Raw genomic sequence first — 21,105 nt, forward strand, 5'->3', positions numbered from 1 at the left:
CATTTAATCTCAAGGGGAATATGAAATATCAGATACACTACCTGTTCATAGGAATCTTACTGCTTTCACTATCGGGCTGTACCGATACCGGTCTTTCTCCGGATACTCCTGAATCAGAGCTCGATGCCATTATTACCGAAGGATTGGAAGCCTGGCGAAAGCCGGGAGTCATACAGCAGGGCGCTGCTTGTGCCAACTGCCATGCACCGGATGCGCTGGACCTCGCCTATTTTGATTTTGATGATAAAACCTTAGAGAGAAGGGCAGAACCGCACGTTGGAGAATTTTCGTTTCAGCTTACGGGCTCAGATTTTAAAAAGATCGAAAAGATGGTGGATGCCTTGCGAATCAAGTATGATATAGAGCCCAGGGATCATATGAATTTCCGGCCCTTGCAGCCCGGACGTGAGGTGCTACCGGGTAATACCGCAGCGGAACGGGATTATGCCTTTGGACAACAACTGGTTGATATGGGATTCATCTTTGCTACTGAGCCGGTTTTGTCTCTTGAAGATGCCATTGCTCACCGTGATGCCTGGCTGGGGTTGAATCCGCGGACGCTGAAAATAGGTATTCCATTTAATCGCTGGTCGGAGGACCCTCATCACGGGGAAATGCATGCAACGATGGCCGATTGGCTCCCTGATTTGCCCAGGCTTCCCAGAGAGGGAAGGGCGGCGGATTGGTATGCGCTGCAGGATAACTATCTGCAGAATCCTTCCGATGAAAACTTCTGGGCCATGTACGACAATGAAAATCGCTATACCACGGCAATATTTGACGGAAGCAGCGAGCGGTTTTTTCATAAAAAATACCGTTCTGTTCTAATGGCGCAACACATGTTCCGCAAGGAATTGATGGCACAAGACGAATTTCCCAACCGGCCTACGCTGGCTTGGTACCCGACTCGTGATGAAGATATTGATAATCCGATTTGGGATATCGGACTTATAGCCCACGGCTTACGGGGCGGACCCGATGATCCTACTGATTTTGAGATGCCTCCTGAAGTGCTTTTGAGGTCCAAGCCATCGGGTAGCATTGACGAACAGATGAATGATATTCGTGTTCCGTGGTTTTATACAGGATGGCTGTTTGATCAGGGATTGCAGCATTCAAAAGGAGGGGATGCCACCACTCAGGCACGTTATTTTACCCTGCATATGCATATTGATGACGGATATCCCATCCATAACGCCTTTGCCATTACCCGCAAGCTTGTTGTGGAGAATTTCGACAGTGAAATTCATGACACTGATAAGCCGCTGAATGCAAACTATGAGAACTTCAGCAACCGTGCCTTCCGGGAAGAACCTGAAAATGAGCAGGCAAAAGCAATTTATCGACTGTTGACAGAGAACAGTTTTCGGATGATGGCTCTTTTTATACAGGATGAGATAATAACCAAAGGTGTTCCTGGTGGAACCGAAGAAAATCAGGAGCGTGTGGCAAACTGGCTTGAAATGCTCAATGATTTCGAGAGTTTTACTGAAAACGTCCAGGGAGAACACCATCTCTATAATCTAGAACTAATTTACAATGTTAAGCTGGCTATTCAGACGGGATCGTAATGCAATGGTCAAAGAGTTAAAATCATCTTGTAAATAATTTTAGTGGCGATCTCCATAAATTAAGGGATAGACGATTTTTGGTTTATCAAAATAAAAAAGGAGTGTCTTTTAAAGACACTCCTTTTTTGATTATTGCTTTATGAAGCTAGTTCTCTCCTTCAATGGGAGGTGCTCCGGCATCACGCACCTGACGCATCAGGGATGGTACCACATTGTTGACAAAGCGGTTAAGATCCTGTTTGAATTCCGCGAGCTCTTGTTTACCAATTTCAACCTGTTCACGGTGCATGGCTGTTGGACCATAAGTGGTGCTGAGAGCCCGGTACCCGGTAAACAGTCGAGATCTTGGAGACGGAGGATTGCGTTCTCCGATCTGGTCCTTTGCCTCACTGCCATTCATCTCTTCATTCAGCTGAAGCAGTTGCAGCCGGGCGTCATTCAGACGGGTAACCAACTCGGGTGCTTCTTCTTCGGCCCGTTCCAGTGCACGCTGCATGGCATTGACCTTGTCCAGCTGCTTGCGGAGGTTATTAGTGGTTTGGGTCAGATCCTGCTGCAAGGCCTCCAGATTTTCCCTGAACTCCACAATAGCTTGTTCGGATGCACCCTCGATAGCACCGCTTTCTAAGGGTACTACTTCAAAGGTAATCGGTTCGGATAGCTGGGTAACCTCACCTCGTACAAGCTTTGAAAGGCTTGCTGTGTAAGTTCCCGGCGTAGCCATGAAGCCGCCCCCGAAAAAACCACCGCCACCTTCCGGTTCATCCAGACTTACAACATCTTTGGAAGCATATCGGAGCTCCCAGTTTACCCTGTGTAACCCTTTTGTAGTTGGTCCTTCTACTCGATTCACTACGTTGCCGTTTTGATCCTTGATGGTAATGTACACTTTAGGACCTTCCTCACGTAATTCACGTTCCAATGCATCCCAGCCGGGAAAAGGAACATCGGCATCTTCATCCAGATTTTGCTCCTGCTCTTTCCTCTGAGCCTCCAGTGATTGATACCCTTCTTTCAGATAGTAGGTGAAGACTGCGCCAAAAGGCGGATTATCCGCCTTATAGTAATTTGCTCCCATGCTGCTAACCACACTATTGGGGACATACCAGAAGGTTTCACGTGCATCAAATAATTTGGCTTCCTGATTTAGAGCCTCCTCACTGATTTCACGAAGCGGGGTATAATCATCAAGTATGAAAAAGCTGCGTCCAAACGAGGCGGCAACCAGGTCTTCATGCTCTCTTTGGATGACAATATCGCGAAAGGAGATGGTAGGTGCACCGCCCTTGAGTTCTACCCATTCATTTCCGCCATCGATAGTAAAGAAGATACCGAATTCGGTGGCTGCGAAAAGCAGGTCTTTATTTACATGATCCTGTACCATGCGCCATACCAGGTTACGATCGGGAAGATTTCCTGTGATTGAAGTCCAGGACCTGCCGCGATCGGTACTCTTGATCAGGTACGGGTTAAAATCTCCGTATTTGTGGTTGTCAAGCGCAACATAGACGGTATTGGCATCGTGATGGTCGGCTTTGATGTCATTGACGAAAGCCGTGGAGGGTATTCCCCGGATGCTACCCACCTCAATTTTGCGCCAGTTTTCTCCTCCATCTTCCGTGACCTGGATGATACCGTCGTCAGTACCTGCATAGATGAGGTTTTCATCGATGGGAGATTCCCCGATAGAGGTAATGGTATTGTAATTTGACATAGCACCGACATCCCAGGGATTTTCCCAGCTGCGTTGTTTGCCCATGATAGGCAGGGTGATTCGTTCCTGATCCCTGGTTAAATCCGGTGAAATGGCGGTCCAGCTGTCACCACGATTTTCCGATCGCCAAACCCGCTGGGAAGCGAAATAGAGTCGCGTCGGTTTGTGAAAACTCACTTCAATGGGCGCATCCCAGTTGTAGCGTTCAAAGTCTTCGTCTTTACCCGGCTGGGGCTGAATGAATACCTGGTCGCCGGTAATACGATCTACACGGTGAAGTCCACCTTGTTGGGTTTCTGCATAAATAATGTTCGGATTCCCGGGTTCTGTTGCCGAATCGTGCCCGTCCGCAAAGAGGGTTTTGTACCAGTCGGCGTTGCGAATTCCATCATCGTTGTCTGTTCGGGAAGGGCCGCCCTGTGAACCGTTATCCTGGGTGCCGCCGTATACATTATAAAAAGGCTTGGCATCATCTACTGAGACTTTATAAAACTGAGTGATCGGCATATTGTTGATAAAACGCCAGCTTTCCGTACCGTCTAGTGTTTCATAGATTCCACCGTCAGTTCCGAATAGAAGGTAATCGGGGTCATCCTTTCTGAAAGCAATTGCATGGTCGTCAACGTGTTTGTTGCCGACATTGATACGGTCGAAGTTTTCACCGTGATCTTGCGAGAACAATGTGTAATTGCTCACCAGGTAGATAGTTCCGAAGTGATGGGGAGAGGCATAGAGTTCCTGGTAATAGTGGGGACCTGTGCCTCCTGAAACAGCATCGGACATTTTTTGCCAGGAAGCCCCACGATCATCAGACTTATATACTCCACCGGTAGTTCGTTCAAGCGTGATAGCTGCATACACGATATCAGGCTGCTGGGGAGAAATGGCAAGTCCGATCTTGCCCATATTGGCACCCGGCAGACCGTTTTGCAGTTCGGTCCAGGTTTCGCCTCCGTCCGTACTTTTGTGAATACCGGTATTCGGCCCGCCGCCCATGTAAGCAGCTACGGTTCTGTGCCGCTGCCAGGTTGCCGCGTACATACGGTCGGGATTTCTGGGATCCAGTACCAAATCAGTAACACCGGTCCATTCGTCATCACCCAGAACTTTATTCCAGGTCTTGCCACCATCCATTGATTTATAAAGTCCCCGTTCTCCGCCCTTGCTCCAAAGCGGTCCCTGAGCTGCTACCCAAACAACATCCGGGTTTTCCGGATGGATAACTACTTTTGAGATATGCTCAGAATTCTTGAGTCCCATATTTTCCCAAGTCATCCCGGCATCTGTGCTCTTGTATACACCGTCACCATATCCTACATGACGACCACCTACATTTTCACCTGTTCCAACCCATATAGTGTTAGGATTATTCGGATCAATAGTTACCGAGCCAATAGAATAGGAAGGCTGGTTATCGAAAATCGGCTTCCAGGTCGTGCCGGCATTGGTGGTTTTCCAGACGCCGCCGGAGCCGACCGCTACATACCACAGATTGTCATCTTCAGGATGAATGGCGATATCAGCAATCCTTCCGGAAGTGAGTGCCGGACCGATATTTCTCAGTTCCAGTGCATTATAATTTGTTTCGGTTACTATGGAGCCATCATTTTGTGCTTTAGCGGGCAAACCGATAAGCATTACAATGACTAAGAGCAGTGATGCTTGAAATGTTAATTTCATATCTGATTATTTTATTGGTGAGTATGGAGATAAAACGATAGTGATTCTTGATAAGCAATGCCAATCAATTACAGTACCGGTAATCGTTCTTAAAGATGCTATGATTGAATCGGATATAATTGTTCTATCTGTTAATCGGTAAACAGTATGGTGACCAGCAAAATGGTGTCTTCCTTGACACTGTAGGAGAAGTTTTGCTCTCTTTGTAAATACAGCCAGTCACTCTGTGTGAGCTCCCGGGCTTCTCCATCCACCATAAATAGAATATCACCTTTCAGGCACTGCACAGTCATCTCCCCGGAGATATGGTGCTCATCAATGGTCTTCCCTTTTGGCACTGCCATTCTAATCACTTCCATATCTTCCGTTTTAACCAGTGCATAAGAAGCATCCACATCCATCTCTTCCCGTAGTGTTTCCAGATTTACAACTTCTCCCGATTTTATATGTCCTTGACTCATTGCGATCCTCCGCTATTTTGTTGATTGGATTAAAACAATGTAACAGACAAAGCGGGAAGGGTAAAGGAGGGAAGAAGAAAAGTAGGATTATTAACGCACTTTTTACCGGAAGAAACTGCCAACAAAAAATACCGTGTATAATAAAACCAGAATCAGACCTGACCAGCGGGTTACCCGTTTGGCCAGCATGCACATGGAAATAAACACAATAGTTAAAACACTTACAGGCAGGTGAAAATAGAGCACTTCAGTAGGTATAGGTACAGGATTGATTAATGCAATGATCCCGGCATTGAATAGGAAGAATGCCAATACGGAACCGGAAACATTGCCGTAACTGATATCGGGACGACCCTTCAAGGCAGCCGGAAGTTCCCGTGCAAGCTCTTCGAAGCTGACCAGCAATGCCAGCAAGGTCATACCGAAAACAGTTTCTGTCAAACCTATGCCGTCGATGATGGTTTCTGATCCGCGAATGAGTAATTCACTTCCCACTATTATTGCAATCAGGGAGATAATTAACATGCCCACAGATTTCCAGGCAGCGGGTACGGTCTCTTTTTCTATAGTTTCAGCTACCTCTCCGGTAGCTTCAATATCGAGTCCTTTGGATGACAAGCGTACAAGATACCACAGCGCCAGGAAAAATCCGCCCAGTAGATAGATGCCGTCGAGACGTGTCAGCATCCCGTCCAGACTCAACAACACCAACAGTGCAACAGATGCTACAGGAACAATAACAATTCCTGCCGGCGCCGATTTGAATTTCATTGGTGCGATGATTGCAGTTATCCCGAAAGCGAGTGCTATGGCAACCATAGCAGAGCCTATGATGGTTCCCAGTGCAATACCGGAGGCTGCTTCGTAAGAGGCCACACCGCCCAGTACCAGGTTCTCCGGATCAAAACCGATGAATATTACACTGATCAGAAAAGCTGAAATTCCAAAGGATAGGGAGGTGCCGACTACACCCTCCACTAACTTTTCGGAAAAATAAACAACCAGCACTAAACCAATAATAAAGAGGGAAACGGCTGTAATCATGGATCAGTGATCATTTATTTTGAAATATTGGCATGTCATGTTCGAAAAGATATAAAACAAATATCTTACTTTTCTAAAATATATTTTAGTGTTGTATATAAGTATATCGAAAAATTAACATGATCATGTGATGTACATTTCTATTTTAATTTCGATTTTATAGATACACAAACGGGATAGATTAGTTGGCTTAAAGACTATGATAGGATATTATGAAATAAGATGGTTTATCAAGCTTGTTTTTTTGAAGTATCAATAAATACGTTTGCTCAAGAATCCCTATTCCGCTTCATAAAATAAATTTATTTGCGAGATGACGCTTAACCATACTTACACGTTTAAAACTTCTTTGCTTTTTTTACTCTACCTTTTTTTCACAGTCGCAGGTTTGTCTGCTCAGGACAACGCAACACTGAGAGTGCTGGTTGTATCGGGTGAAGACGGCACCCCGGTTGCCGGGGCAAATGTACTGTTGCTGAATGAAGAGTATCAGGAGGGTGATTCACTGGACATATCCCATGCCGGGGCTACGGATAAGGATGGATTTCATGAATTCCGGAATGTGATTCCAAAAGAGTATGTCTTGCGCGTCAGTTTTATAGGTCACGAAAATTACACCAGGCGAATATCTCTGGAAAGCGGCGAAATTAAAATAGAGCAGGTAACGCTACCGGTGAATGTGCAGCAGCTCGAAGAACTGGTAGTTGAAGCTCAGGGAAAAGTAATTACCGGTGAAGCCGGGCTTCGCAGGGTTTCAAGTGTGGATCTCGGCAGAATACCCATGCCCGGTTCCGGAGGTGATCTGGCATCCTATATGCAGACACTTCCGGGTGTGGTCAGTACCGGTGATCGCGGTGGCGATCTCTACATCAGGGGAGGTACCCCAACACAGAACAAAGTGCTGGTGGATAATATGACGCTCTTCAAACCATTTCATATATCCAACCTTTTTTCAGCTTTCCCCCAGGAGGCGGTACAGAATATTGACATCTACGCGGGAGGATTCGGAGCGGAATACCTGGGTGCAACCTCGGCAATCGTAGATGTCAGCTTACGCCCGGGCAATATGAAGAATTTTAGCGGAGGCGGTTCACTTTCCCCGCATCTTGTCTCACTTCAGATGGAAGGGCCGTTGACAGAAAACAGGGAATCATTTCTAATTATGGGTAGAAAGTCGACGATTCAAAAGTACTCCGATTTAATCGATATCGAAGAGGTACCTATTGATTTCTATGACATCGTAGCGCGATACTCCTACCAATCTTCTAATTTCTATTGCAATATTACCGGTATGCGTACCTTCGATGAGGGGGAAATCAATCCCGGCAGGGATATTAACCTAAGCTGGAGTAATACCGCACTAGGGGCACGCTGCAGAGGCTTCGACGAAACATATAACCATCCTTTTGAAGTCACGGCCGGATATTCCGGATTCAGCAATTCAGAAGCCTCCCCAGACGGGGAAGAGAGATCGGCCGGCATCAAACAGTTTTTTATACGTATTGATAACAAGGAAGAGTTGTTCGGTTTGCCGATAGATTACGGCTTTGGTCTTAACCTGCGCTCGGTGACTGCCGAACTGGCCGGTGTATTTACCAATTATGAATCGTTCAGCAATCTCAGCCTGATTCCCCATACATATTTCAGTACGATCATAGATTCGGGTGAAAACTTCACCTTCCAACCTAGCTTTGGATCACAAGTTGCCCTGGGATCACCACCTACCCTCGAGCCTCGACTTAGAGTAACCTACACTCCGGCCGGAAGCGAAAGCAGTGAGTTTAGCCTAGCAGCAGGGAGGTACTCACAAGAGCTGAATGGTATCAATGATCAAAGAGATGCCGGCACGGTCTTCACGGTTTATCGCCCCGTTGAATTAGAGGATGGTATTCAGACGGCTCTGCATGGGATCCTTGGCTATAAACAGATCATTAGCAGTTCACTTTCGACGAATATTGAGGGATATGTGAAAAGGCACAGGGGTATTCCGGTTGCCAAATGGACACCCGAAGCCCAGATAAATATCGAAACCGGGTATGCAAATGGACTGACCTACGGTTTTGATGTGCGAGTCGAGTATAATAATCACCCACTATATCTCTACCTAGGATACGGCTGGTCGAAAGTTGAGTACAAAGCGGCCTCTGAAGATCTGGGTGCGTGGATTGAAGAACCGATTTTTGAATATTCACCCGCTCATGACCAGCGACACAAAATTAACACCATAGCGTCCTATCGGATCGGAAAATACAAGGCCAGTGCCAGCTGGGAGATGAGTTCCGGACGGCCCTACACCCAGGTGTACGGTTTTGATCTGGCAGTCAATGTTCCATCACAGGAGCCCCTTCAGGAACCGGGCACAGCTCGTACACTTTATGATCGTCCCTATGGAGAGCGACTCCCTTACGTACACAGACTTGACTTTTCCTTGGAGCGCTCGTTCACGTTTGCTTCTAGTAACACTCTGAATGTCAAGTTGGGATGCATTAATACCTACGATCGCGATAATATCTTCTACTACGATCTGAATTCTTTGGAAAGGGTAAATCAAACCCCATTGCTGCCATATTTCTCTTTGAAAACAACATTTAAATAATTAAAGAATACCCCACAAAAGAGTGCGCTTATGAATTTCATTAAAACATTATGGGTTTACCCGACATTTTTCTTCCTGTTGTTCTACACAGGCTGTGATAACAGTATTCAGCCCTTGGATCGAGAAAATGGGGTCTATTCTATATACGGTGCTTTGGACTTGCGCGATGACATGAATTTCGTAAGAATCAAAGATCTTAATCGCACGTTGCAGCAGGATACTTCCGGAGTGATAGATGCAACCGTTATAATAGAAGATCTGCAGTCCGGTGTGTCGGATGTCATGCAGGATAGTATCGTTGCGTTCGACGGAGTTAAAACACATAATTTTTATACAGGTATGGAAATTCTACCGGATACCCGGTACCGCGTATCGGTGGAGCGATCCGATGGGAGAACCGTTTCTGCGGAAGCCGAGACCCCGAGCTATTCACAGACAAATGTTGAACCGGTTATGGAAGATTGTCTGACTCCAATACATGTCACTTTCGATCCGGTTGAAGAACGAATTAATCTTAGCCTGAATATCGGTTTTAATTATGATGGAGAGATTCAGTGGGTGCCTTACAGGGAAAGTATCGGGGCAGGCCCTGGAGATATTAATAATGGTGAAAAATCAGAGACATTTACATTCATTCCCAAAACTGTGCTCGATGAATTTACCGGTGCCAGCAATCCCTTCTCATCAGGTGCCGAGGCAATTGGGTGCCACCAGCTTGATAATGACCAATTTTATGTTAGGTATACGCATTACGGCCCTAACTCTTTTGAAAGCGCCACATCCGATTCGATACAGATACCACGCGGAACCGGACGATTACTTTCTTTATATAAAGATACCCTCAATTTTAGAATTGACACCGTAAATGTTTGTTGGCCAAACTGTTAATACATACTCTTAGAGAGAGAATGTTTCAGTAGGTATTTGGATTGAGTACCCACCCGGAGATTCTATACAATTCTAAGTTTAGAAAGAAATCCTCTCTTCACACCCCATCATTTTTTGTGTATCTTTGGCTTCTTTCATCAGTGCGAGAAAGCGAAACATAAGGCTGGATATCGCAGAGTGACAAAGCGTAATTTCAAAGTCATTCCAGCCCACTGTTTCTCAATCTCGTCAACTAATTTTAACTCTATTTTAATACCAGGATTTAATGAGTTCGTACAATCCCGATCAGATTGAAACCAAGTGGCAAGAGTACTGGCAGAAACAGAAAACGTTTAAGACGCCGGAGCAGCACGACAAGCCAAAATACTATGTGCTGGATATGTTTCCCTATCCAAGCGGTTCCGGTCTGCATGTGGGCCACCCTGAGGGCTATACTGCTACGGATATCGTTGCCCGATACAAGCGCATGAAAGGGTTCAATGTACTTCATCCGATAGGGTGGGATGCTTTCGGTTTACCGGCTGAACAATATGCGGTAAAGACGGGAACACATCCCAGAGATACCACCGAAAAGAATATCAACCGCTTTAGGGAACAGTTGCAGGCATTGGGTTTCAGCTATGACTGGGACAGGGAAGTTAACACTACAGATCCGGAGTACTATAAATGGACGCAATGGATTTTCTTGAAACTCTACGAAAAGGGGCTGGCATACGAGGATAATGTGCCGGTAAACTGGTGTCCTGAGCTGGGTACGGTACTTGCCAATGAGGAAGTTATTGACGGCAAAAGTGAGGTTGGAGGCTTTCCTGTTGTACGTAAACCGATGAGACAATGGGTGTTAAAAATTACCGAATATGCCGATCGCCTGCTCGAAGGGCTGGATGATCTTGACTGGCCTCATTCAACCAAGGAAATGCAGCGTAACTGGATCGGAAAATCGATCGGGGCAGACATTGATTTCAAAGTAGCTGAAGCTGAGAGCAAGAATCTGGGAAATGATGAAAAGTATATCAGGGTTTTTACTACCCGCCCGGATACTCTTTTCGGTGCTACCTACATGGTTCTGGCACCGGAACATCATTTAGTAGAGAAGATCACAGAGAAAGAACGTCTGGATGAAGTAAAAGAATATAAGGAGCAGGCAGCTCGGAAATCTGAGCTGGAACGTACTGAGCTGAGTAAAGAGAAAACAGGCGTTTTTACCGGTGCCTATGCGATTAATCCCGCAACCGGTGAGGAGATACCGATATGGGTTGCCGACTATGTAATGGCTACCTACGGATCAGGAGCTATAATGGCTGTTCCCGGCCATGACGAACGCGACTGGGAATTTGCCAAAAAGTTCGGTCTTGATATCGTCGAGGTAGTGAAGGGCGGTAATATCGAAGAAGAAGCGTATACCGATACCGAAGAGGGCATCGTAGTTAATTCAACAAATGACGAGATAAGCCTGAATGAACTGCCGGTGGATGAAGCAAAGGAAAAGATTACTGAATGGCTTGAAAACAATGACTATGGCAAAAAAGCAGTGAACTATAAGCTGCGTGACTGGCTCTTCTCCCGACAGCGTTACTGGGGAGAGCCCTTTCCGATTATTCATGTTGACGGAGAGCCTAAAGCGTTAACCGAAGAGCAGTTACCGGTTACCCTGCCGGATCTTGATGATTACCAGCCTACCGAGACGGGTGAACCGCCCCTTGCTAAAGCGGAAGATTGGGTCAATACCACAGACCCCGAAACCGGAAAACCGGCCAAACGGGAAACCAATACCATGCCGCAGTGGGCCGGCTCATGCTGGTACTACCTTCGCTATTGCAGTCCTGACTTCGATGGGGGTCCCATAGATCCGGATGAGGAAGATTACTGGATGCCCGTTGACCTCTATGTGGGCGGCGCCGAGCACTCGGTTCTTCACCTGCTCTATGCCCGTTTTTGGCACAAAGTTCTCTACGACTGCGGTGTCCTTAAAACCAAAGAGCCCTTTCAGAAGCTCGTTCACCAGGGCATGATTCTGGGTGAGATGGAATACACCGGTTATAAAAAAGACGGGGAGTGGATCAGTTCTGATGAGATAGACGCCGTCGGTGAGGTGGAGAAAGTAAAGCTGCCGGAATCAAAAATCGGTAAAGAGGGTGACAATTATGTAGTTAAGGGCACCAATATTAAGATCGACGCTAAAGCCCACAAGATGTCAAAATCGAGGGGCAACGTCGTGAACCCTGATGATATTATCGAAGAATACGGGGCAGATTCCATGCGTCTGTATGAAATGTTTATGGGTCCGCTGGAACAGGTAAAACCCTGGAGCACCAAGGATGTCGACGGGGTATACCGTTTCCTGGGACGTGTATGGCGATTGATGATTGATGAGGAAACAGGGGAAGTACTGGATTCAGTCATTCAAAAAGGAGATCCATCCCGCGAGCAACTTAAAACCTTGCATGAGTGTATCGAAAAAGTAGGCAAGGATATCGAAGACCTATCTTTTAACACTGCCATATCGGCCATGATGATCTTCGTCAATGAGGCCAATAAGTGGGATGAACGTCCACAGCAAATATTGGAATCTTTTTTAAAACTGTTATCGCCATTTGCCCCGCATATTGCGGAGGAACTTTGGCGAATGCTGGGGCATGAAGATACAATTGCCTATGAACCATGGCCGGAATTCAAGAAAGAGTACCTGGTTTCCGATACCCAACTGTATCCCATTCAGGTGAACGGTAAAGTACGCGCGGATATAGAGGTTCCACGTGAGAAAGCGAAGGACAAAGAGTTTGTTCTGAATGCCGCAAAAGAGGAAGAAAATATTAAAAAGTACCTGTCAGAAGGGAAGATTGTAAAAGAGATCTTTGTTCCCGGCCGTATCGTGAATATCGTTGTGAAATAAATTTAGCCGCAGATATACACGGATTTTTTGGGCCGCAGATTTTCACTGACTAAGAAATGGTCTTACTTATAACGTTCTATGCTTTAGAGGTAGCGTTTAGTTGCAGAGCTCTACTGGAGATACATGGAATACACTAAAATCTGTGAAAATCTGCGGCTATACTAAATCAGCAGATCTACATTCTCACGAAGTATCCTGGGGAGTTTTCCCTGCGCCTTGATTTTATCACATGCATCCAGCCAGCGGTTAATATCCTGTTGCGAAATGCTGTCAATTTTTGGAAGTGCCAGGGTCCCGCTTTCACGCCTGATTGCGTAGTGACGATTCATTCTCTTCAATTTTTCATCAATCTTTTGTGCCAGGCGTTTAAGGGTGTCGGTATGTATTGGGTTACTGAACTGAACCAGCCAGTGATGATAGGGGATCTCTGTTTCATCTGGCAATAGGGGTGCAATGGTAAAGACACTTTTTTTCAGATTCATCTCGCTCAATGCTTCCGACAAAGCCTCTTCCGCCTCATAGATATAAAGCCCTTCCCCATAGTCATCGAGCATCTCGTTAATTCTACCCTTCACCACAATTCTTGGTGGTTCTAAGGAGGTAAACTCAATGACATCCCGTAAGGCATAACGCCAAAGTCCGGCATTAGTAGAGACAATTACTGCATAGGGCACTTTTTTTTCTACTTGCCAGATCGGTACCGCATCCTGAATGGACAGAGCATCTTTGTCTGGAAGCGGATCTTTTATAAATTCGAAAAAGATGCCGTTATCCGTAACGAGCTTCAGGTCATCTCTATCAAGATTATCACTGTATGCAACGTATCCCTCGGAGGCGCCGTATGTTTCAATGAAATCCGGATTCAGGTTGCCCATCAATTTTTCAAAGTGAGGCCGGTAATTTGAAAGCTTAACTCCACCGCATACCAAAAGGTTGAGATTCGGCCATATCTCTTCAATATCATGTGCACCGGTTTCACTGAGTGCCTGCTGAAAAAGGGTCAATATCCAGCTGGGTACGGCGGTAATCACCTTGATGTTTGCATTAAGCGCTTTTTTAAGGAGCAGGTCAAATTTTTGCTGAAAGCTCATTTTGGTCAGGGATTCCGGGTCGGCCAGTTGAAAGGGCCGTAACCAGGCCGGGGAATTCAGGGCTGAGAACCCGCTTACTTCCCCAATCTGTATGGATCCTTGCTGTTCAATGGAACCGGGCAAACTGAGGTGTTTACCAAGAATACGAAAGAGGTTGGGACGTTGCCTAAAATAGGAGAGGGCGACCTCTTTCATGTAAGCCCCATCTGAGCCAAGCCGGTCCCGGCTAAGAGGCAGATGCTTTCCCTCACCGGTCGTACCGGCAGATACAGCAAATTTATCAACTTTACCGGGCCATAACACATCTTCATAACCCTCCTTCATTTTTTGGATATAGGGTAGTAGGTCACTGTAAAAGTGTATGGGTACTTGATCGGTAAAAACCGAATACTCCTTGATGGTATCAAATCTATATTTTGTACCGAATTCCGTTGCGCCTGCTATATCCAGGAGACGAAACAGGTTGATTTGCTGGAGTGTTTTTGCTTTCAATGGTTCCTAAGCTTCCGGATACAAATTATTAGTTCTTTTCAGGCCAAGATAATAAGCAAGAAAGAGGTGAAGCGCAGGTCATAAAAGTATTTATGCAAATTATTTACGCGGGACGTGCTGATAATAGCCGGGTAGGTTAATTGTGATAAGACGGGAAGTGTAAGATGGATACAAATAAAAAAACCGCAGGTTTTACTGTAAACCTGCGGTTTTGAATGTGTTTTTTGCAGAAAACTATCGTTCTTCTACAGGCACCCAGTCGAGATTTTTCTCTCCGGTATAATGAGCACGGGGACGAACAAGGCGATTATTTTCAGCTTGTTCGATATAGTGTCCGGTCCAGCCTGATACCCTACTCATAGCAAAGATACAGGTATAAAGGTCAGGCTTGATACCCATTGAGTAATAAACGGTTGCAGAGAAGAAATCGACGTTAGGATCAATATTTTTTTCATCCTTCATGGTCTTCAGGATAGCTTCAGACCATTCATAGAGTTTTTCATGACCGGTTTCTTCGGAAAGTTTTTTAGACATGCCGCGAAGAATTCGGGCTCTGGGATCCATAGTTTTGTACACCCGGTGTCCGAAGCCCATTACTTTTTGCTTGCCTTCCAAACGCTTTTTGATATACTCAACAGGATCGGAATCGGTCTTCTCGATATCCATCAGCATATTCATAACAGCCTGGTTGGCACCGCCGTGTAGAGGTCCTTTCAGTGCTCCAATAGCTCCAGTTACAGCAGAATACATATCAGACTCTGTTGAGCAAATAGCACGTCCGGTGAATGTCGAGGCGTTCATTCCGTGTTCAGCATGCAGGATCAGGCACAAGTCCATAGTTTTTTCAGCCTGCTCACCGGGCTCTTCGTCATTGAGCATATAGAGGAAGTTAAATGCCGTACTTCCTGTATCGAGTGGCTCAACAATATTAAGCCCGTTTCGTGATCTATCGAAAGCAGCAATGATCGTAGGGATTTTAGCAGTAATCGAAATTGCCTTATTCTGGCGGAACTTATCACTGTCACCGGTTTCTTTATCGTGGAAATCAGCAAGCATTGAAACGCTGGTGCGCAGAACCGCCATAGGCTCGGCGCTTTCGGAAGTCGATTTTATATAATTTAGTACGGGTTCCGGCAGCCCACGTTCAGATCGGAGTTGCTTGTTGAGGCTGTCCAATTCTTGTTGATCAGGCAGGCGGTCATTCCAAAGCAGAAAGCACACCTCTTCAAAAGTGGCATTTTCTGCCAATGTATCTATATCGTAACCGGCATATATCAGTTCGCCTTTTTGACCGTCTATAAAACTTTTGGTCGTTGAAAAGGCTACAATCCCTGCCAATCCCTGATTAATATGTGGAAACTCACTTAAATCTACTTCTTTCTCCTTCTCTTTTGTTAAGCTTTCAGCCATTCTTTTACTCCGAATTTTATAGTTACTTTTCTGCTGCAAATTATATCTAATATAACATCGAGATGTATAAAATTCAGGCCTAAACGCAAGCGTGCCAATAATTATCCGCGATGTTAACAGTATGCTAACGCAATAACCTATTCCATCGTTTGCCAATTGAAAAAGATATCTGCGACTTAATAACTTATTACAGTTTTGTTGGTCTTAGGCCTTGGTTTTTGCTTCCTCCCAAAAACCATCCATCTCTTCCAGTGACACATCGTTCAGACTTCGGTCGGACTCCTGAATCTGTCTTTCTATATACCGAAATCGTCTGATAAATTTGTTGTTGGTCATTCTTAGGCTGTCTTCGGCATTCAGATTAAAGAATCTGCCGACATTGACCAGTGAAAATAGCAGGTCACCAAATTCTTCTTTACTCTTTTGTTGATTTTCTTCCTCCAGTACTTCTTTGAATTCTCCCAACTCTTCTTCCAGCTTTTCCCACACTTGCCGCCACTCCGGCCAGTCGAAACCGACATTTGCAGCCTTTTCCTGCATTCGCTGAGCTTTTATGAGAGCCGGCAGATGGGCGGGTAGACCGTCGAGCACCGAATCTTTTCCTTCTTTGAGTTTTATCGCTTCCCAGTTTTCGGCTACCTGTTGCTCGTCCAATGCCTCAGTGTCTCCAAATACATGCGGATGCCGGCGTATAAGCTTTTCCTGTATTGAAAAAATAACATCATCTATTTTGAAGTCTTCGGTCTCATCGGCCATCCTGCTATGAAATACCACGTGCAGCAAAAGATCTCCCAGTTCTTTTTTCAGTTCCTCAAAATCCTCCTGGTCGATAGCCTCAACGGCTTCATAGGCCTCCTCGATCAGGTTATCTTTAATGCTCTGATGGGTTTGCTTGCGATCCCATGGACACTCTTTACGTAGTATTTTGACGATTTCAACGAGATCTTCAAATTTATTTGATGCTTGCATTCTTAGGTAATAATTAGATTCCAAAGCGGAATTTAGAATTTGAGAACTATACTTTCATAACTAGTTTCAGCTATCAGCTATCAGCTATCAGTGAATTTCCAACCTCCAACTTTTAACTCTAACCTTAGGTCTTTCTTTTTTTCTTCTTAGCGGCAGGGAAGAGGATGTTGTTCAAAATAAGGCGATAACCCGGACTATTGGTGTGCAGGCTTAGATCTGTCGGCGGATCGTTAACGCGATGAGTATAATCCTCCGGGTCGTGTCCGGCATAAAAGGTGAAAGTTCCGCGCCCGTAATTTCCGTGTATATACTTCACCATATTTCTGCCCGGACTTTCACCCAGTTCGATGACCGATTCTTTGATCTTATCCTTCTGAAAAGCAGTAGTCTGTCCGTAAAAGCCCCTGACGCTGCTCACATGATTCTGCGTGAGCATGGTTGGAACGGGATCCCATTTTGCGGAGAACTCGAAAAGCGTGAAAAAGTCCAGACTCTGATCCACTTCGTTAATCTGAACCGGTACGTCGATATCCGCATGTTCGTATTCAGCGGGGTCTTTACTGACGGAAAAATCTGTAAATGCAAGGGTCTTCGAATAATCCAGCCGCTGCTGGGCATCCGGATCCATCGGATCTCCATCAAACTGTGGGGGAGCGATATCAACTCCTTCCGCGGCAAGTGCAATATCGAAGGTATCGGTTCCCGAGCACATGGCAAATAAGAATCCTCCGTTACCCACGTACTCTTTGATTTGTCGCGCCACCGCTTTCTTCTCATTGCTTACCTTATTGAAGCCCAATTCGCGAGCCATAGCCTCCATCTGATTGACCTGCTGAATGTACCAGGGGCGGTTTCTGGAACTGACCCAAAATTTTCCATATTGACCTGTAAAATCTTCGTGATGCAAGTGCAGCCAGTCATATTCCGAGAGCTTGCCATTCAATACCTCCGGGTCCCACACTTGATCGTATTCCACTTCGGCATAGGTCAGGGCAAGAGTAACAGCATCATCCCAGGGAAGTGCCTGTTTTGGTGTGTAAACAGCAATTTTTGGAGCCTTATCAAGTTTTACGACAGCTGTGTTTACATCCGGTTTTTCAACCTCGGCAATAATTTGAGCTGCCCGAGCACCGCTGATCACTTCTGCTTTTACATTTTTCAAGCGACAGGTTTGAAGCAGCTCTTTTGAGAAGTTCGTCATAAAGCTGCCGCCCCTATAGTTCAGGAGCCACTCAGCAGAATTTCCCTGTTGAAGATTGTTGAAGATGACACCGTAAGCCTTTAGGTGGTTGGACTGGGTGGCATCCATGGGTATGAAGATTTGCTGTTGAGCGAAAGCAGCAGCTGACAGGCTCGTTATTAATAATAAGGTAGCGAGGAGATGTCGGAACATATCAGGTTTCAATATTTTGAAGTTCTTCAATTCTGGATCGAGCAAACGAGGCGTAGAAGCCTTGGGGATATTCTAGTATTATATCCTCATATAGCGATATAATCTCTCCCGTATTCTTAGGGAAAGCAATACTTGATGAAGCCGAATTACCGGTATCTGCCTGTGAAACTGTTGCTTTTTCACTATAGATCCGGTCACCAATGCGCGCTTTCTCCCACATCAGTCGTTCACGAAGGGGGGAGCTTCTTCCGGATGAATCCAGGTAACGGGCGATTCGCCCATAGGCAAAGGTTAATATGTCCGGGCTGATATGGGAACTCAGCTCCAGCAGGGCTTCATCAGACAGTGGGTTAATTGAATTTTCTGAAATCAACGGTTCAAGGGCAGAAATAGCGCTGTCCCTGGCTCCCTGGGCAAAGTATTCTACGGCTTTGGCAAAGGGCCGAAGCAGCTCGCCCGTGCTGTCGGCTTGTAATCCATCCTGAATCCATACCCTAAGCTGTACGGCATCATTGGCAAAATAGGAAGTGGTCTGTCGTTCCAGGGCATTTAATTGAATCTTTGCAAATTCATAATCTCCTGAATAAAAGTCCGTGAGTGCAAGGTAGTATCTTGTTTTTTCCGCCAGATCACCCAGGCGAATATCTTTATTGCTCTTCGTGAATGCGATGCGGGCTCGGCTGTAATTACGATCATAAAGATATATTCTACCCTGAATATAGCTACGCTGGGCCAAATTCGAACTGTCAGCCCGTTGCTCCAGCTTGGCTAAATATCTTTTGGCATCACGGGGATCATGTAAATGCTCCAGCGCCAGTTCGGCCTGGGTAATATAAACCCTATCCATATTTCTGTAGCCCGGTTCCTGACGTTCGAGCTGCGAAAGCGTTTCAAAGGCTTTCTTGTATAGGGAATCCCTTTTTTGTCCACTGGAGAGGTTGAAATCAGAAAGGTAGTCGGCCCACTCTATGTAGATATTGGCAATTTCTTCAAGGCTCTGATACTTGGCGACTTCGATATTATTATCAACGTAATACCGGTAAGCCTCTTCTGCGAGTTTGAATTGACGGTCTGAAAGTAATTTTGCTCCCAGTCCATAAAGACTATACGAGGTATACGATTGAGACTCTTCAAATTCCCGGGCAGTAGCCAGTGCTCTTTCATAGAGTTCCCGCTCCAGCAATAGCCACAATTCGAGCTGATGCAGGTCCCTGTAACTGGGATGTGTAGCAGGCAGGTCTTCCAGAAAATCTCCAATCTCCAATATGGCAATGTCGTATAGATAATCGTCATTGAAACGCAATAGTGTAGACTGCACGTAGTTAATGCGATCAGGATTCTCTTTGATCAGGTCCAGGTACTCCCGAACAGATTCTTCATATTTGCCGGCCCGCATGTAGGTGCTGGCCAGTTCACTTGAGAGAACAGTGCTGTCGGAAAACAAACGGGCTGCGGCTTTATAGGTGTCAATGGCAGCATCAAAAGCTCTTCTGTCACGCATTGCCCGGGCCATGGTGAGAAAGATTTCCATATTTCCCGGGTTCTCCCTTTTCACCTCTTCCCAAATGGAGAAAGCCTTTTGCGTATCTCCGCTAATATGATAAATCTCGCCCAAACGTATACCAGCTCGAGCCGGATAATAAGCCTGATTACGGGCTTCTGTTGTTATTTCAATAGCTGTTTCATACCGTTTGAGGTTGATCAGACTTTCCGTTGCTTTTTCCAGGAATAAATAATTCTCCGGATTCTCTTCGTGGAGGTTATAAAACATATCATAGGCCCTTTCATACTGCTGATTTTGCAGCATCTGGTTGGCAATAAAATAGGCATTGCTATTCTGGGCCTGAACCGGATGAACTGCTATAGCGCAGCTCATAAAAAGCATAATAAATGCCAATATGGAAGAGTAAACCTGTTTATTCATCTTTTGGTGGATCGCTGTTATGTGATAAGAATTCAGGGGCAAATTCTTTTAGGTGTTGATATAACGCGTAAAGTGGCAGTCCAACAACATTATAATAATCACCCTCAATTCTTTTTACAAAGATGGCACCCCAGTCATCCTGGATGCCGTAACTTCCTGCCTTGTCCATGGGACTGCCATCTTGCACGTAGTCATTTATTTCTTCTGAAGTTAACTTTCCAAAATAAACGATCGTTTCTTCAACGAACGTTTCTTTCTGCAATATGTTACCCTCACTATCTGTTTTAACCAGGGCAACACCGGTTAGCACCTTATGCCGGTCATCACTTAGTTTGGCAAGCATTGATTTGGCTTCATCAGCAGAGTTCGGTTTCCCCAATATTTTTTCATTGTCAACTACCAGTGTATCTGCACCGATAACCAGACTGGAAAATTTTCCTTCAGATACATCCATCGCTTTGTGAAGAGCAAGATTTTGTACGATATCGGAAGGCTGTTCGTTATTACTGTAGGTTTCATCACAGGAACTTGATTCAATGCTAAATTTCAGATTCAGGAGTTCCAGCAAATATTTACGTCGCGGACTCCGGGAGGCTAATACAATCAATCTGCTGATACTTACAAATTAGAGTTAATTATTAAGATAAGATTTGTTATCCTTTCGCTTACTGAGAATCTCGATTCAAAATCCAAATTTATTCAAAATGGCAAGACAGCAGGAATATAAATCAGAAAACAATAACATGTTGTTCAATGCCTGGAACTATAAAGCACTTGCAATTGGGCTGTTATTGGTGATTACCGGTTTTGTAGCCATGTATATTGAGAATGAGGTTGAAGGCTTTATATCCCTGTTCGTGTCGCCGATAGTAATCATGGCGGGGTATATCACCGTTATTTTTGCAATCATGAAACATGACAGGCAAAACGGTCAGACTCCGGAACACACATCAGGTTAATGAAAAGTGGATCGTAAAGC

14 protein-coding genes are annotated in these 21,105 nt (G+C 45.4%); 5 read left to right on the forward strand and 9 right to left on the reverse strand.

All coding sequences use genetic code 11. The features are described from left to right. Window positions 1-20: 20 nt before the first annotated feature. Window positions 21-1,571: a hypothetical protein gene (locus G3570_RS05820; protein ID WP_165140212.1), complete on the forward strand. Its 1,551-nt coding sequence runs from the start codon at window positions 21-23 to the stop codon at window positions 1,569-1,571. Between the two features lie 145 nt (window positions 1,572-1,716). On the opposite strand, the gene G3570_RS05825 is transcribed toward G3570_RS05820, so the two are convergent. The 3 genes from G3570_RS05825 to G3570_RS05835 all read right to left on the reverse strand — a co-directional run bounded on the left by G3570_RS05825 (window position 1,717) and on the right by G3570_RS05835 (window position 6,470). Continuing rightward, window positions 1,717-4,965, reverse strand: coding sequence for a VPS10 domain-containing protein (locus G3570_RS05825; protein WP_165140214.1), 3,249 nt, complete (start codon window positions 4,963-4,965; stop codon window positions 1,717-1,719). 131 nt (window positions 4,966-5,096) lie between these two features. Continuing rightward, window positions 5,097-5,426, reverse strand: a complete 330-nt coding sequence (locus tag G3570_RS05830; protein ID WP_165140216.1) for a cupin domain-containing protein — start codon at window positions 5,424-5,426, stop codon at window positions 5,097-5,099. Between the two features lie 102 nt (window positions 5,427-5,528). Beyond that, a complete protein-coding gene (locus G3570_RS05835) occupies window positions 5,529-6,470 on the reverse strand; it encodes a sodium:calcium antiporter (RefSeq protein WP_165140218.1) in 942 nt (313 codons plus the stop codon). 388 nt (window positions 6,471-6,858) lie between these two features. Between G3570_RS05835 and G3570_RS05840 the strand changes: the two genes are divergently transcribed. The 3 genes from G3570_RS05840 to leuS all read left to right on the forward strand — a co-directional run bounded on the left by G3570_RS05840 (window position 6,859) and on the right by leuS (window position 12,847). Next, entirely contained in the window at window positions 6,859-9,066 is a 2,208-nt protein-coding gene (locus tag G3570_RS05840) for a TonB-dependent receptor (protein WP_165140220.1), read from the forward strand. Between the two features lie 30 nt (window positions 9,067-9,096). Beyond that, entirely contained in the window at window positions 9,097-9,954 is an 858-nt protein-coding gene (locus G3570_RS05845) for a hypothetical protein (protein ID WP_165140222.1), read from the forward strand. Window positions 9,955-10,219: 265 nt separating this feature from the next. After that, window positions 10,220-12,847, forward strand: coding sequence for a leucine--tRNA ligase (leuS, locus tag G3570_RS05850; protein WP_165140224.1), 2,628 nt, complete (start codon window positions 10,220-10,222; stop codon window positions 12,845-12,847). Between the two features lie 161 nt (window positions 12,848-13,008). On the opposite strand, the gene G3570_RS05855 is transcribed toward leuS, so the two are convergent. The 6 genes from G3570_RS05855 to G3570_RS05880 all read right to left on the reverse strand — a co-directional run bounded on the left by G3570_RS05855 (window position 13,009) and on the right by G3570_RS05880 (window position 20,742). Further along, entirely contained in the window at window positions 13,009-14,430 is a 1,422-nt protein-coding gene (locus G3570_RS05855; RefSeq protein WP_165140226.1) for a GH3 family acyl-acid amido synthetase, read from the reverse strand. A gap of 234 nt (window positions 14,431-14,664) precedes the next feature. Beyond that, entirely contained in the window at window positions 14,665-15,840 is a 1,176-nt protein-coding gene (locus tag G3570_RS05860; RefSeq protein WP_165140228.1) for a citrate/2-methylcitrate synthase, read from the reverse strand. Window positions 15,841-16,044: 204 nt separating this feature from the next. Continuing rightward, complete coding sequence (gene mazG / locus G3570_RS05865; protein ID WP_165140230.1) at window positions 16,045-16,809, reverse strand: nucleoside triphosphate pyrophosphohydrolase; 765 nt, start codon at window positions 16,807-16,809, stop codon at window positions 16,045-16,047. 124 nt (window positions 16,810-16,933) lie between these two features. Next, the gene (locus G3570_RS05870; RefSeq protein WP_165140232.1) at window positions 16,934-18,202 is read right to left on the reverse strand and encodes an asparagine synthetase B; all 1,269 of its coding nucleotides are present in this window, start codon (window positions 18,200-18,202) and stop codon (window positions 16,934-16,936) included. A 1-nt stretch (window position 18,203) separates the two neighbouring features. Beyond that, window positions 18,204-20,126: a tetratricopeptide repeat protein gene (locus G3570_RS05875; RefSeq protein WP_165140234.1), complete on the reverse strand. Its 1,923-nt coding sequence runs from the start codon at window positions 20,124-20,126 to the stop codon at window positions 18,204-18,206. Beyond that, entirely contained in the window at window positions 20,119-20,742 is a 624-nt protein-coding gene (locus G3570_RS05880; protein WP_165141257.1) for a Maf family nucleotide pyrophosphatase, read from the reverse strand. Before G3570_RS05880 ends, G3570_RS05875 begins: the two co-directional genes overlap by 8 nt. Window positions 20,743-20,830: 88 nt before the next feature. Between G3570_RS05880 and G3570_RS05885 the strand changes: the two genes are divergently transcribed. Then, a complete protein-coding gene (locus tag G3570_RS05885) occupies window positions 20,831-21,085 on the forward strand; it encodes a DUF3098 domain-containing protein (RefSeq protein ID WP_249066735.1) in 255 nt (84 codons plus the stop codon). Window positions 21,086-21,105 lie beyond the last annotated feature (20 nt).

It is taken from the genome of Halalkalibaculum roseum (assembly GCF_011059145.1).
GTDB classification, from domain to species: domain Bacteria; phylum Bacteroidota; class Rhodothermia; order Balneolales; family Balneolaceae; genus Halalkalibaculum; species Halalkalibaculum roseum.

Excerpts from the sequence above, each read along its gene's own strand:
- G3570_RS05825 (WP_165140214.1), bottom strand. The coding sequence starts at position 4,965 with ATGAAATTAACATTTCAAGCATCACTGCTCTTAGTCATTGTAATGCTT.
- G3570_RS05875 (WP_165140234.1), bottom strand. The coding sequence starts at position 20,126 with ATGAATAAACAGGTTTACTCTTCCATATTGGCATTTATTATGCTTTTT.
- mazG (WP_165140230.1), bottom strand. The coding sequence starts at position 16,809 with ATGCAAGCATCAAATAAATTTGAAGATCTCGTTGAAATCGTCAAAATA.
- G3570_RS05845 (WP_165140222.1), top strand. The coding sequence starts at position 9,097 with ATGAATTTCATTAAAACATTATGGGTTTACCCGACATTTTTCTTCCTG.
- G3570_RS05870 (WP_165140232.1), bottom strand. The coding sequence starts at position 18,202 with ATGTTCCGACATCTCCTCGCTACCTTATTATTAATAACGAGCCTGTCA.
- leuS (WP_165140224.1), top strand. The coding sequence starts at position 10,220 with ATGAGTTCGTACAATCCCGATCAGATTGAAACCAAGTGGCAAGAGTAC.
- G3570_RS05835 (WP_165140218.1), bottom strand. The coding sequence starts at position 6,470 with ATGATTACAGCCGTTTCCCTCTTTATTATTGGTTTAGTGCTGGTTGTT.
- G3570_RS05830 (WP_165140216.1), bottom strand. The coding sequence starts at position 5,426 with ATGAGTCAAGGACATATAAAATCGGGAGAAGTTGTAAATCTGGAAACA.
- G3570_RS05820 (WP_165140212.1), top strand. The coding sequence starts at position 21 with ATGAAATATCAGATACACTACCTGTTCATAGGAATCTTACTGCTTTCA.
- G3570_RS05885 (WP_249066735.1), top strand. The coding sequence starts at position 20,831 with ATGGCAAGACAGCAGGAATATAAATCAGAAAACAATAACATGTTGTTC.
- G3570_RS05860 (WP_165140228.1), bottom strand. The coding sequence starts at position 15,840 with ATGGCTGAAAGCTTAACAAAAGAGAAGGAGAAAGAAGTAGATTTAAGT.